The 13,965-nt window shown below is 73.3% G+C and carries 10 protein-coding genes; 5 read left to right on the top strand and 5 right to left on the bottom strand.

The features are described 5' to 3' along the window. Positions 1-2: 2 nt before the first annotated feature. On the bottom strand, positions 3-1,487 hold the full coding sequence (locus tag E9228_RS05840) for an aminopeptidase P family protein (RefSeq protein WP_166779645.1): 1,485 nt from the start codon (positions 1,485-1,487) through the stop codon (positions 3-5). A gap of 28 nt (positions 1,488-1,515) precedes the next feature. Beyond that, the gene (locus E9228_RS05835; protein WP_166779644.1) at positions 1,516-2,313 is read right to left on the bottom strand and encodes an SDR family NAD(P)-dependent oxidoreductase; all 798 of its coding nucleotides are present in this window, start codon (positions 2,311-2,313) and stop codon (positions 1,516-1,518) included. Positions 2,314-2,400: 87 nt separating this feature from the next. Here E9228_RS05835 and E9228_RS05830 point away from each other — a divergent pair, with 87 nt between their 5' ends. Then, a complete protein-coding gene (locus E9228_RS05830) occupies positions 2,401-3,264 on the top strand; it encodes a helix-turn-helix transcriptional regulator (RefSeq protein ID WP_166779643.1) in 864 nt (287 codons plus the stop codon). An 88-nt stretch (positions 3,265-3,352) separates the two neighbouring features. Beyond that, positions 3,353-4,225 (top strand): PHP domain-containing protein, encoded by an 873-nt coding sequence (locus tag E9228_RS05825; protein WP_166779642.1) that lies wholly within the window; start codon positions 3,353-3,355, stop codon positions 4,223-4,225. A 108-nt stretch (positions 4,226-4,333) separates the two neighbouring features. Here the strand turns inward: E9228_RS05825 and E9228_RS05820 are convergent, their stop codons facing one another. Then, on the bottom strand, positions 4,334-5,902 hold the full coding sequence (locus E9228_RS05820; RefSeq protein ID WP_166780142.1) for a DEAD/DEAH box helicase: 1,569 nt from the start codon (positions 5,900-5,902) through the stop codon (positions 4,334-4,336). An 84-nt stretch (positions 5,903-5,986) separates the two neighbouring features. On the opposite strand from E9228_RS05820, the gene E9228_RS05815 reads away from it, so the two are divergent. Continuing rightward, a complete protein-coding gene (locus E9228_RS05815) occupies positions 5,987-6,700 on the top strand; it encodes a ferritin-like fold-containing protein (RefSeq protein ID WP_341849794.1) in 714 nt (237 codons plus the stop codon). A gap of 19 nt (positions 6,701-6,719) precedes the next feature. Here the strand turns inward: E9228_RS05815 and E9228_RS05810 are convergent, their stop codons facing one another. Then, positions 6,720-7,016, bottom strand: a complete 297-nt coding sequence (locus E9228_RS05810; protein WP_166779641.1) for a hypothetical protein — start codon at positions 7,014-7,016, stop codon at positions 6,720-6,722. A 10-nt stretch (positions 7,017-7,026) separates the two neighbouring features. Beyond that, a complete protein-coding gene (locus E9228_RS05805) occupies positions 7,027-7,251 on the bottom strand; it encodes a DUF3107 family protein (protein ID WP_166779640.1) in 225 nt (74 codons plus the stop codon). 119 nt (positions 7,252-7,370) lie between these two features. Here E9228_RS05805 and E9228_RS05800 point away from each other — a divergent pair, with 119 nt between their 5' ends. Then, positions 7,371-10,544, top strand: a complete 3,174-nt coding sequence (locus tag E9228_RS05800) for a PD-(D/E)XK nuclease family protein (protein ID WP_166779639.1) — start codon at positions 7,371-7,373, stop codon at positions 10,542-10,544. Further along, positions 10,541-13,882, top strand: coding sequence for an ATP-dependent DNA helicase (locus E9228_RS05795; RefSeq protein ID WP_341849793.1), 3,342 nt, complete (start codon positions 10,541-10,543; stop codon positions 13,880-13,882). Before E9228_RS05800 ends, E9228_RS05795 begins: the two co-directional genes overlap by 4 nt. Positions 13,883-13,965: the final 83 nt, after the last annotated feature.

The raw sequence follows: 13,965 nt of genomic DNA, 5'->3' as shown, positions 1-13,965 counted from the left end.
GGCTAGCGCGGAGTGCGGGCGATCCACCCCTCCACTTCCGAGGGGGTCCTGGGGATGTGCACCGACAGGTTCTCGGCGCCGTCCTCGGTCACCAGGACGTCGTCCTCGATGCGGACGCCGATGCCGCGGAACTCCTCCGGCACGGTCAGGTCGTCCTGCTGGAAGTACAGGCCGGGCTCGATCGTGAAGACCATGCCGGGCTGCACGATGCCGTCGAGGTACATCTCGCGCCGGGCCTTGGCGCAGTCGTGCACGTCGAGTCCGAGGTGGTGGCTCGTCCCGTGGACCATGTAGCGGCGGTGGAACTGGTTCTCCGGCAGCAGTGACTCGTCGGCGGAGACGGGCAGGAAGCCCCACTCGGCCGTCTTGCGGGCGATGACCTGCATGGCGGTCGCGTGGACCTCACGGAAGGTGATGCCGGGCTTGACGATCGCGAACGCCGCGTCGGCAGCCTCCAGGACGGCCTCGTAGACCATCCGCTGCACCGGCGAGAACGTGCCGCTGACCGGCAGGGTCCGGGTGATGTCGGCCGTGTAGAACGAGTCGACCTCGACGCCGGCGTCGATGAGGATCAGGTCGCCCGGCTGCACCGCCCCGTCGTTGCGGGTCCAGTGCAGGATGCAGGCGTGGTGACCGGCGGCCGCGATCGTGTCGTAGCCGACCGTGTTGCCGTCCGCACGTGCACGGCGGTTGAAGGTGCCCTCGACGATGCGCTCACCGCGGGGGTGCGCCAGGACCGCGTCGAAGTCGGCGATCACGTCGCCGAACCCGTGCTGTGTGGCGTCGACGGCCTTGCGGAGCTCGTTGACCTCGAAGGCGTCCTTGACGAGTCGCAGCTCGGACAGGTCGCGGGACAGGACGTCGTCCGTCGACGGGGTGTCGTCCTGCTCCGCGGCGCCCCCGACCGTCGCGCCGAGACGCTCGTCGAGTGCGCGCGTGAACTCGGTGTCGGCGTCGCGGACGACCAGCACCGAGGCGTCGAGCCCGTCGAGGACGCCGTCGAGCTCCCCGAGGTCGGCCGTCGCCAGGCCGAGGTCGGCGGAGACCTCGGCCAGCGAGGGCCGCGGCCCGACCCAGAACTCACCGATCTCGGGGTTGGCGTAGAACTCCTCGGAGTCGCGGCCGGCCGTCGCACGGAAGTACAGCGTGGCGTCGTGCCCGCTGCCGTTCGGCGTCAGGACCAGGACGGACCCGACGACGGTGTCCGTGCCCCAGCCGGTCAGGTGTGCGAAGGCGGAGTGCGGGCGGAACGGGTAGTCGCAGTCGTTCGAGCGGACCTTCGCCTGCCCCGCGGGGACGACGAGGGTCCGACCGGTGTGCAGCTCGGACAGCCGCGCACGGCGCTCGGCCGCGAACGCGGACTGTTCGCGGGGCGCCGGGAGCGGACGCTCGCGCTCCGCCCAGTTCGACGCGATGTGGTCCTTGAACACGGACGAGCCGGGAGTGGTGGAGCGGTTGCTCGTCGCGCGGGGAGTGGTGTCGGCCATGCGTCCCATCATCCCACCGCTCCACCGATCAGGCTCCGGCGCCGCCGTCCACCGGCACGCTCGCCCCGGTGACCATCGACGCCCGGTCACTGAGCAGCCAGGCCGCCACCTCGGCGACCTCCTCCGGCCGGGCCATCCGGCCGAGTGGGACCGAGGCGGTGATCTGCTCGACGATGCCCGGCGTCGCCGCCTCCCACGCGTCGATCATCTCGGTCGCCGTGCCGCCCGGGGTGATCCCGTTCACCCGGATCCCCTCGGGAGCCCACGTCACCGCGGCGGTCTCGGTGATGCTGTTGAGCGCGCGCTTCATCGCGCCGTAGGCGGGGAGGGCCGGGTTCGCACGGCGGCTGCCGACGCTCGAGGTGTTCACGATCGCCCCGCCGCCGGAGCGTCGCATCAGGGCGGCCTCGGCGGTCATGGCGACCCAGTGGCCGCGGAAGTTCACCGCGAACTGCGTGTCGAGGTCCTCGTCGCTCGTGGTGTCGAGCGGTCCGGGCTGCTGGATCGCGGCACCGTTGTTGAACGCACCGTCGAGCCGGCCGTGCAGGGCGTCGACCCGGTCGACGGCGGCGCGGATGCTCGCCGGGTCGGCGAGGTCGAGCGCGACGGCGTCCGCCGTGCCGCCATCGGCCCGGACGGCGGCCACGACGGCGTCGAGGGCGTCGGTGCTCCGCGCCGCGAGGACGACGGCGGCCCCTTCACGGGCGAACAGCCGAGCGGCGGCCGCCCCGATGCCACGGCTGGCGCCGGAGATCAACACGACCTTGCCGGCGAGCAGGCCGATCGGGTGGGTGGTGGGGGGAGTGGTGCTGGTGTCGTTGGTCATGACGTCAGCGTCCGGCCGCGGCGCCTCCCGGAGCCAGGTACACCCGGTACCAGGATCGCGCCGCCTGGGTCGGGGCAGACTCGGCGCATGGACAAGCAGGAGCTCGCCGCCTTCCTCCGCTCCCGGCGGGAACGGCTGCGCCCGGAGGACATCGGCCTGCCGTCGGGGACGCGTCGACGGACGCCGGGCCTCCGGCGCGAGGAGGTGGCCGTCCTGGCGCACATCTCGACCGAGTACTACGTGCGGCTCGAGCAGGGTCGCGCGCCCCGTCGCTCCGCCGAGGTCCTGGCAGGGATCGCGGGCACGCTGCGGCTCAGCTCGGCCGAGTCCGCCCACCTGCACCTGCTCGCCGGGACCCTCCCGCTGCACCGGGGGACCGTCCAGCGGGAGGTACGCCCGAGCATCCTGGCCGTCGTCGAGCGCCTGCCGCAGACCGCGGCGATCGTGATGTCCGCGGACTTCGAGGTCCTCGCCTGGAACGACCTCGCGGTGGCGCTGATGGAGGACTTCGCCGAGCAGGACCGCGCCGGACGGAACCTCGCCCGCAAGGCCTTCCCCGTCGTCGGATCGCCCCTGCCCGTCGTCCCGCCGTACGGCATCTCCGACGGGACGGAGTTCCAGCAGCACGTCGTCATGCGGTTGCGCACCACGCTCGCGCAGCACCCCGCGGACGACGAGGTCGCCGGACTCGTGCAGGAGCTGCGGACCGGGAACGCCGACTTCGCCCGGCTCTGGGAACGGCAGGACGTCCATCCGGCGCCGGTGCTGACGAAGACCTTCCGGCACCCGGCCGTCGGCGAGGTCACCGTCGACTGCGACGCACTCGAGCTCACCGACCAGGGCCAGTTCCTCGTCTTGTACACGGCGCCGCCCGGGTCGAGGGACGCGGACGCCCTGGCGCTCCTCGGTGTGCTCGGTGCCGACGCCGGACGCGCTCCACGCCGGAGTTGACCGCGCTCATGTCGCCCGCACACTCGTGGCCGACCTGCGTCTGTGAACGGCGTCCGGCCAGCCGGTGACCTGTCGGTAGCATTGCCGCGTGCCTGATCCGTTCATCGACCTGCACGCTCACTCGAGCGTCTCCGACGGCACCGAGCGCCCGGCGGACCTCGTCCGGGCCGCTGCGGCGAGTGGCCTGGACGGCGTCGCCCTGACCGACCACGACACCACGGCGGGGTGGCACGAGGCCGCCGAGGCCGTGCGGCAGCTGCCGATGACGCTGGTGCCCGGGCTCGAGTTGAGCACCCGGATCGGCTGGCGGAGCGTGCACGTGCTCGGTTACCTGGTCGACCCCGCGGACCCGGGCCTCGTCGCCGAGACCACCGCGATCCGCGACGGCCGTCTCACCCGGGCCCGCAGCATGGTCGACGCCATCGGCCGCGACCACCCGATCACCTGGGACGACGTCCTGGCCGAGTCGAGCGAGGGTGCGACCATCGGTCGCCCCCACATCGCCGACGCCCTGGTCCGGCTCGGGCTGGAGTCCGACCGCAGTGCGGCGTTCCGCGGCATCCTGCACCCGTCCTCCGGCTACTACCAGCCGCACGACGCTCCGACTCCGCTCCGCGGCGTGGAGCTCATCCGCGCTGCGGGCGGGGTGCCGGTGATCGCGCACCCGGCGGCGTCCTCGCGCGGGATCGTCATCGACGAGCCGATGCTCCGCGAACTCGTCGACGCGGGCCTCGGCGGCCTCGAGGTCGACCACCGCGAGAACCAGGCGCACGGCAAGCGGACCCTGCTGGACTGGACCGAGCAGTTCGGGCTCTTCGTCACCGGGTCGAGCGACTACCACGGCGAGGGCAAGCCGAACCGCCTGGGCGAGCACCGCACCGCCCGCCGCTCCTTCGACGCGATCGTCGAGCAGGCGACCGGCAGCGAGCCCGTCGTCGGCCCGGGCTCGCGTCTGTCCTGACGCGCACGCCCCTCACGCGTCCCTGAGCTGAGCAGGGGACGGCTGAGCGGATCCGGGAACGACGACGGCCCCGTCACCGAGGTGACGGGGCCGATCGGTCTGGAGGCGCTACTCGCCGTCCGAGGATCCCTGCGGTGCCGAGGCGGTCGCCTCCGACGAGCCGCTGCCGCCGCGACGGCGACGACGGCGGCGACGCTTCTGCGTGCCGTCACCCGACTCGTCACCGGCGGGGGAGGTCGGCGCACCCTCGACCGGGGCCGAGGCAGCGGGCGTCGTGACGTCCGGCGTGCTCGTGTCCTCGGCGGGAGCGGTGCGCGTCCCTGCCGGACGGTCACCCGAGGTGCGACGCGAGCCGGGCTGCTCGGAACCGGTGGACCGGGTGCGGTTGCGGGACCGGGACTCCCCGGCGCTGCCGGAACGCGAGCCGGAGGCGGAGCCCGATCGCGAGCCGGCGGAGGACTTCTCGGTCCCGGCGGTCGCGGCGTGCGAGGTGGTGCCGGGCAGGCGCCCCTTGGTGCCGACCGGGATGTCCAGGTCGGTGAACAGGTGCGGCGAGGACGAGTAGGTCTCGACGGGCTCGGGGATGCCGAACTCGAGCGCCTTGTCGATCAGCGTCCACTTGTGCAGGTCGTCCCAGTCGACGAACGTGACCGCGATGCCGGTCTTGCCCGCACGGCCAGTGCGGCCGGCGCGGTGCAGGTACGTGTCCGGGTCGTCCGGGATCGTGTGGTTGATGACGTGCGTGACGTCGTCCACGTCGATGCCGCGGGCGGCGACGTCGGTCGCGATGAGGACGTCGCGCTTGCCGGCCTTGAAGGCGGCCATCGCACGTTCACGCTGCTCCTGGTTGAGGTCGCCGTGGACGGCGGCGGCGTTGAAGCCGCGGTCCTTCAGCTCCTCGACGATGCGGGCTGCGGCGCGCTTCGTGCGCGTGAAGATGACGGTCTTGCCGCGACCCTCGGCCTGGAGGATGCGGGCGATGACCTCGTCCTTGTCCAGGGAGTGGGCGCGGTAGATGACGTGCTTGATGTTCGCCTGCATCAGACCCTCGTCCGGGTCCGTCGCGCGGATGTGCACCGGACGCGACATGAAGCGGCGGGCGAGCGCGACGATCGGTGCCGGCATCGTCGCCGAGAACAGCATCGTGTGCCGGACCTCGGGCACGGCCTGGAAGATCCGCTCGATGTCCGAGAGGAACCCGAGGTCGAGCATGCGGTCGGCCTCGTCGAGGACGATCTCCTGCACGTGCGAGAGGTCCAGGAGTCGCTGCCGCTGCAGGTCGATGAGACGACCGGGCGTGCCGACGACGATCTGCGCGCCGGCCTTGAGCTGCTCGACCTGGCCCTCGTACGCCTTGCCGCCGTAGATCGAGACGAGCTTGGTCGGACGGTTGACCATCGCGGACTCGAGGTCCTCGCTCACCTGCACGGCGAGCTCGCGGGTCGGGACGACGACGAGCGCCTTCACGCCCGGCGCCGGGTCGGCGCCGATGCGCTGGATCAGCGGCAGGCCGAACCCGAAGGTCTTGCCGGTGCCGGTCTTGGCCTGACCGATGATGTCCTGGCCGGTCAGGGCGAGCGGGATCGTCTGCTGCTGGATCGGGAAGGGCTCGATGATGCCCTTGCTCGCGAGCGCATCGACGATGTCCTGCTCGATCTGGAGTTCTGAGAAAGTCAAGAAGTTCACCCTGTTCGTGGGGAGGAGTCCGGGCCAGTCTACCGACGTGCCGGAGGGGGATCACCCGACCCGTATGCTGGGCGGGTGGTGTCGTGGTGGAACCGGAAGCGTGCTGGGCAGCTCGCTGCAGCCTGGCTCGCGTCGCGGAACCCGCGTAGCGGGACCGTCGAGCGTCTGCAGCTGGACGACGTCAGCCCGGAGCTGGACGTCTACCTCGGCCAGGCCGCCTACCTGCAGCTGTCGCTGTACGAGACCATGGGCCGTGCCGGCGCCGGTGCGCCGACGCTCTCGGGCCGTCTGGTCACCGGGGTGCTCGCGACGACCGCTCTCGAGCGGCACCGTGCCATCGTGGCCGAGATCGAGCGTGGCGGCAAGGAGCCGGCCGATCTGATGGCTCCGCACCGGGACGCGATCGACCGCTTCCTCGAGCGCACGAGCGGCGCGGACTGGTACGAGTCGATGCTCACCGGCTACGTCACCGCCGGCATCCTGAACGACCTGTTCGCGAACCTGCTGCGGTCCCTGCCGATCGACGTCCGGCAGCGTCTGCGCACGGTGTTCGACGCCCGTGAAGAGCCCGCGGTGGTCGAGGAACTGACCGCGCGGATCGACGAGGACCCCGTCGTGGCGTCGCGTCTGGCGATGTGGGGCCGCCGCCTCGTGGGCGACACGCTGCTCGTCGCCCGCTCCGCCCTGGCGTCGCACGCCCGGGAGGACCAGGAGCGGCTCGAGCCGGTCTGGACCGAGCTCATCGCCGCGCACACCCGACGGATGGACGCGCTCGGCCTGACAGCCTGAGCCGGCGACAGCAGCTGCGCTAGGCGCCCTGCTTGACCAACTGCTCGTAGTGCGCTTCGTCCGCTGCCGTGCGGCGACGGCCGAGCACGACCTCGACGACCAGCGCCACGACGCCGGCACCCACCAGGGCGACGACCCAGATCCACGTCCCGCCGTAGGACCAGCCGGCCCAGGTCAGGGCCTCCCACAGGACAGCCGCGACGATGCCGCCGACCACCGGGCCGATCAGCACCCCGCGGGTCGTGCGCCAGGGCACGACCACGTGGGCGACCGCCCCGAGGAGGATCCCGCCGAGGACGGCGAAGAGGAGCTCCATGCGGGGAGCGTCAGGCGAAGAAGCCGATGCGGCGGGACTCTTCCGCGCCGACCTCGACGTACGCGAGCGATCCGACCGGCACGATGAAGCGGCGGCCCTTGTCGTCCGTGAGGGAGATGTGCGTCGCCTTGGCCGCGAGGGCGTCGGACACGGCGGTCTCGATCTCGTCGGCGGTCTGCGCCGTCTCGAAACCGATCTCGCGGGGGCTGTTGATGATGCCGATCTTGATGTCCACGACCTCACCCTAGTCGAGCGTCCCCGGCCTGCCCGGAGCGTTCGCCGCGGGCGCACCAGGGCATCCGCAGCCCGGCGCGGGTGGCCCGCGATGTCGGCTGCGGTGGGTACCGTACGACCGTGCCACCGACCACCCTGACGCCCGCGCCGGACCTCGGCTCGGTCGCGCGCGCACTGGTCGACGACCCGGCACAGCAGGCCGTGCTCGCACTGCCCGACGGGGTGCACGCGGCGGTCATCGGCGCTCCGGGAACGGGCAAGACGAGCACGCTGACGCGGCTCGTGGCCGATCGGTTCGCCCGCCCCGGCGCGGTCGACTCCGCCGGGCAGGCCACCGTCCTCGCGCTCACCTCGGCACGCGTCGCTGCCACCGCGCTCCGCGATCGCCTGGCCGCGGCCGTCGACCGGGTCACGCCGGGCGCCCTGGCCCGGACGGTCAACTCCCTCGCCTTCCAGGTGGTCGGGCACGCGGCTGCCGTGCAGGGGCAGGAGCCGCCGACCCTGCTGACCGGCGGCGAGCAGGACCGGGTCATCGCGGACCTCCTGGACGGCCACGAACTCGACGGCACCGGTCCCGCCTGGCCGCTGCCGATCACCGAGGTCGTCCGTGAGCGGGCCGGGTTCCGGACGGCGCTCCGCGACCTCATGATGCGGGCGGTCGCCGCCGGGATCGAACCCGACGACATGCGCGAGCTCGGCGACGACACCGGACACCCCGAGTGGCGGGCGGTCGGCGACTTCGTCGACGAGTACCGCGCAGCGGTGACGGCGTTCCGGTCGACGAGCCTCGACGCCGCCGAACTCGTCGCCTTCGCGACCGCCGCCGTGCTCCGTGGCGAGCTGCCGCCCGCCGTCGCCGCACTCCGCCTGGTGGTCGTCGACGACGTGCAGGAACTGGTCGAGGGCGAGATCGCCCTGCTCGGTGCCCTCGCCCGATCCGGCGTGCAGGTGGTCGCGTTCGGCGACCCGGACATCGCGGCGTCCGCTTTCCGCGGTGCCGTCCCGGACGTCCTCGGCCGCCTCGGACCGCGCCTCGGCGTCCCGCACGTGCAGGAGATCGTGCTCGGGACCGTGCACCGGCACGCGGCCCCGATCCGCACGCTGGTGACCGGCATCACGGGGCGCATCGGCACCGCGGCCGCCGGTCGACAGCGCGCCGCCCTCGCCCGGGAGGCCCGTGGCCGCTCCGACGCGGTCCTGCACCTCGAAGCGCCCAGCCGTTCCGCGATGGTGGCCGCGGTGGCGAGACGTCTCCGCGAACACCGGCTGCTCGACGGTGTCCCGTGGCACCGGATGGTCGTCGTCACGCGCAGTGGTGCCGCGATCCCGGAACTGGTCCGGGCGCTCTCGGTGGCCGAGGTCCCCGCCACGGCCGGCGCTGCCCCGACCCGTCCGCGGGACGACACGGCCTCCCGGACGCTGGTGGACGCCGCAGCCGTCGCCCTCGGGGTCATCCCGCTCGACGCCGACCTGGCGACCTCGTTCGCGACCGGTCCGCTCGGGGGGCTCGACACCCTGGCGATCCGCCGACTGCGTCTCGCCCTGCGGCGTGAGGAACTGGCCGGCGGGGGGACCCGGACGGCCGACGAGCTGCTGGTCGACGCGCTCGGCGCCCCGGAACGCCTGGCGACGATCGACGCCGCTTTCGCCCGGCGTGCGATGCGGCTCGCGTCGAGCTTCGTCACCGCCCGGCAGGACGCCGAGTCGGGTGGGAGCATCGAGGAGATCCTCTGGGGCCTCTGGGAGCGCAGCGGCCTGGCCGGTGTGTGGCGGTCGCAGTCCGTCGCCGGCGGGGTCGGCGCCGCCGAGGCGGACCGGCACCTCGACGCGGTCGTCGGGCTGTTCACCGCCGCGAAGCGCTTCGTCGAGCGGACGCCGGACGCCCCGGCGCGCGTGTTCGTCGACGACCTCCTCGGGGCGGACCTGCCGGAGGACTCGATCGGCCCGGACCGGACCGCCGGACGGGTCCGCGTGCTCACCCCCTCGGCCACCGTCGGGCTGGAGTGCGACGTCGTGGTGGTCACGGGCCTCCAGGACGGCGTCTGGCCGAACACGCGGGTGCGCGGCAGCCTGCTCGACCCGGACGGGCTGGTCCGTGCCGCGGCGGGGATCCCGCACTCACCCACCGACGACCGCGCAGCGGTGATCGGTGACGAGCTCCGCCTGTTCGTGCGAGCGGTGTCCCGCGCCACGACGCAGGTCGTCATCGCGACCGTCGCGAACGACGACGAGTCGCCCTCGCCCTTCGTGCGACTGGTGCCGGTGCCGCCGGACCGGCAGCCGTCCGCGCACCCGCTGTCGTTGCGCGGGCTCGCCGGGTCGCTGCGCCGCCGCGTGGTGGCGACCGGGGACCACGAGGCCGCTTCGGCGCTGGCACGTCTGGCGGCCGAGGACGTGCCCGGCGCGGCCCCCGACGACTGGTACGGCATCGTCGAACCGTCGACGGACGCACCCCTGGTCGACCTGGACGCCGAACCGGTCGTGCCCGAGGGCGGCGACGAGGACGGCGAGGTCGGCGAGCCGGTGCCGCCGACGGTGGCGGTGTCGCCCTCCCGCATCGGCACCTTCGAGGAGTGCCCGGTGCACTGGTTCGCGCAGACGTTCGGCGGCGGTGCCCCGAGTCCGGCGATGGGGATCGGCACGATCGTGCACGAGGCGATGGAGCACGCGACCGACGTCGACGTCGAGTCGCTGTGGCACCGGGTCGAGGAACGCTGGGACGAGCTGACCTTCGAGTCGCCGTGGGTCGCCGACCGCGAGCGTGTGCGGACCCGACGGATGATCGAGGGACTGAGCGACTACCTGCGGACGTTCGCCAGCGCCGGGCGACGCGTGCTCGGTGCCGAGGCGTCGTTCGCGCTCGTGACCGGTCCGGCCCGGGTGCGGGGGAGCATCGACCGCATCGAGGTCGACCCCGACGGCCGGATCAGCATCGTCGACCTGAAGACCGGGCGCTCGATGCCGAGCGAGAAGAACGACATGCCCGGACACCCGCAGCTCGCCGCGTACCAGCTCGCCGTGGCCGACGGCGCGGTCGAGGGGGTGCCGGAGGGTGCGGAGACCACCGACGCCCGGCTCGTCTTCGTGCAGAACCCGAAAGGTGCGCACGCGTACTCGGAGCGGACGCAGCGGGCCCTCGACCCGGAGTCGAGAGAGGCCTACCGGGAACGCCTGCACACCGTCGCGCGCGGCATGGCCGGCCGGACGTTCCTGGCGAACGTGGACGACCACTGCGACCGGGCCCGCACCGGGACCGAGTGCCGGATCCACGTCGTGGGCGAGGTGACCTGGTGAGCGACGAGACCACCGTGGACCAGACCGCCACGTCCGCTGTCACGGCTGCGGCTGCGGCGGTCGCCCCGACGGCCGCCCCGACGGGAGGCGCGGTGCCGGACGAGCGTCCGGCCCGACGCCGGTACGGGGCCGACGAGATCGCCGACGCCCTGGGCAAGCCCCGCCCGACCGCGCAGCAGCGGGCCGTCATCGAGTCCCCGCTCGCCCCGGCCCTGGTCGTCGCGGGCGCCGGCAGCGGCAAGACCGAGACGATGGCCTCCCGGGTCGTCTGGCTGCTCGCGAACGGATTCGTGCAGCCCGACCAGGTGCTCGGGCTGACCTTCACCCGCAAGGCCGCCGGCGAGCTCGGCGTCCGCATCAACGACCGGATCGGCGCGCTCGAGGGCGCCGGGCTGATCGAGGCCGGGGACGCCTTCCTCGCGCCGACCGTCTCCACCTACAACGCCTTCGCGAACGCCGTCTTCCGCGAGAACGCCCTGCTCGTCGGGCGTGACGGCGAGTCCCAGGTGCTCACCGAACCCTCCGCGTGGCAGCTCGCCCGACGGGTCGTCGTGGGAGCCCGGGACGACCGGCTCGCCGGCCTCGACCGGAACGTCGACACCATCACCGCCGCGGTCGTCGCGCTCGCCGGGGCCGCCTCCGAGCACCTCGTCGACCCGGCCGACCTCCGTCGGTTCTCGATCGACTTCGGGGGGCTGCTCGAACTGCCCGGGTCGAGTCGCGGCACGCCGTACAAGGCCGTCACCGACGCCGTCGCCGCGGTCGGGTCCCTCGAACCGCTCGCGGACCTGGTCGAGGAGTTCCGCCGACAGAAGGTCGACCGCGGCTTCGTCGAGTTCTCGGACCAGATCGCCCTGGCACTCGCTGCCGCCGACGCTGCCCCGCGGGTTGCAGACGACCTGCGCTCGCGGTTCGCCGTCGTGCTGCTCGACGAGTACCAGGACACCTCGGTCGTGCAGACGCGGTTCCTGGCCCGGCTGTTCCGCGACCACCCGGTGATGGCGGTCGGGGACCCGCACCAGTCCATCTACGGCTTCCGCGGAGCCAGTGCGGCGAACCTCGCGCGCTTCCCGGCCGACTTCGGGGACCCGGCGGGCGAACCGGTCGTCACCTACGCCCTGTCGACCAGCTGGCGGAACCCCGTCGACGTGCTCGCCGCCGCGAACGCCGTCGTCGAGCCGCTCTCGAGCGCGTCCGAGGTCCAGGTGGAGCGCCTCGAGCCGCGGCCCGGTGCGGACAGCGGCACGGTCTCCGCGGTGTTCCCGGAGACCCTGCCGGAAGAGGCCGACGCCGTGGCCGCCTGGTTCGCCGACCAGCGCGCGCGGAACCCCGACGGGTCGATGGCGCTGCTGCTCCGCGCCCGGAAGGACCTGTCCGCCTTCACGGCGGCGCTCGGTGCCCGGGCGGTGCCGTACCACGTGCTCGGTACCGGGGGCCTGCTGCAGCGACCGGAGATCGTGGACCTGGTGGCGTGCCTCCGGGTGCTGCACGACCCCGCCGCGGGCAACGACCTGATCCGACTGCTCGCCGGCGCCCGGTGGCGGATCGGGGCGGCGGACATCGTCGCGCTGCACGGTCTGGCCCGCTGGCTCTTCGGCCGCGACCACACGCACCGGCGGCTCGACGACGACGTCACGGCGGCGTTCCGGGCGTCGGTCGCCGCGGGGGAGCACGGGTCCGTCGTCGACGCCCTCGACTTCGTGACGACCGCCCCCGACGACCACACCGCGCTCGAGGGCATCAGCCCGGCCGGCCGGGAGCGCATGCGGGCCCTCGGTGCGCAGCTGTCCTCGCTGCGTGCCCGCGCGGGCGGCGACCTGGTCGACTTCGTCACGCTCGTGGTGCAGGAGATGCGGCTCGACATCGAGGTCACGGCGCACGAGCACGGCGGCTCGGCGTACCTCGACGCCTTCGTCGACGAGCTCAGCGGGTTCGTGCAGACCGACGACCGGGCGGACCTCGGCGCGTTCCTCGGGTGGATCGACGCCGCGGCGCGTCGGGACGACATGGGGCCGCGGTCCGAGGAGCCCGAGGGCGGCACCGTGCAGATCCTCACCATCCACGGGTCGAAGGGGCTCGAGTGGGATGCGGTCGCCGTGCCCCGGATGGTCGAGGGCGGGTTGCCGGCCCGCCCGCAGGAGGGCTCGACCGGCTGGCTCGGCTTCGGTCGGCTGCCGTACGAGTTCCGTGGCGACGCCGACGAACTGCCGCGTCTGGCCTGGCGCGGACAGGAGACCCAGAAGGACGTCGTGGACGCGATCGACGCGTTCAAGGACGAGGTCAAGGCCCGGAACGAGGACGAGGAGCGCCGGCTCACCTACGTCGCGCTGACCCGGGCGAAGCACGAGCTGCTCGTCACCGGGTCGTCGTGGTCGACCGGCGTGAAGCCGACCGCGCCGAGCCGCTACCTGCACGACCTGGTGGCGGCCGGCGTGCTCGAGGCGGACCGGATCCCGGAGGGGACGACCCACGAGTCGAACCCGCTCGGTGACCAGGGGGCGTCGCAGACCTGGCCGCACGTGCCGTTCGGGTCCCGTGGCCCCCGGGTGCTGGCGGCGGCCGACCGGGTCCGGAACGCCAACCCCGGCGCTGCCGGTCGCTACGCCGCCGACATCGACCTGCTGCTCGCGGAACGTCGGGCTTCCCGGTCGGCCGCGCACCAGGTCGTCGTCCCGCACCGCGTGCCGGCGTCGGGCTTCAAGGACTACCTCGGCGAGCCCGACAAGGTCGCCGAGCGGCTGCGTCGACCGATGCCGGAACGGCCGTACCGCGCGACGCGACTCGGCACCCTGTTCCACCAGTGGGTCGAGCAGCGTGCCCGGGGGACGGCCCCCGCGGCGCTCGGCGGCTGGGACGGCGGGTTCGACGCCTGGGACGATGAGCTCGACCTCGATCCCGACGAGACGACCGAGGGCGGACCGGCAGCGGTCGGCGAGGTCCCGGTGAGCGACGACGACGCCCGACGGCTGGCCGACTTCCAGGACACCTTCGCCCGCTCACGGTGGGCCGGACTGACCCCGGTCGAGGTCGAGCGCGAGATCCACATCCCGTTCCTCGGGCACAGCGTGGTCTGCAAGCTCGACGCCGTGTACGAGATCGACGGGCGGATCGAGGTGGTCGACTGGAAGACCGGCAAGGCCCCGAGCGGCGCCGACGACCTGGACCGCCGCCAGCTGCAACTCGCGCTCTACCGCGTCGCGTACGCCGAGTTCACCGGGCGGCCGATCGAGGACGTCGACGCGGTGTTCTACTTCGTCGCGGACGACCTGGAGGTCCGGCCGTCGTCGCTGCTCGACCGTGCCGGACTCGAACGCGCCTGGCGCGAGGCGATCGGCTGACGCGAGTCGTGCCTCCCGGCCGGCGGCCGCCTGGCGCGCGCGTCGACCCCGCGGAACACCGGTGTTCGTCGAACCCGCCGCGT

It is taken from the genome of Curtobacterium salicis, assembly GCF_011759505.1.
GTDB lineage: Bacteria > Actinomycetota > Actinomycetes > Actinomycetales > Microbacteriaceae > Curtobacterium > Curtobacterium salicis.
The sequence above is the reverse complement of the archived record's forward strand: the minus strand, read 5'-3'. Positions and strand labels throughout refer to the sequence as shown.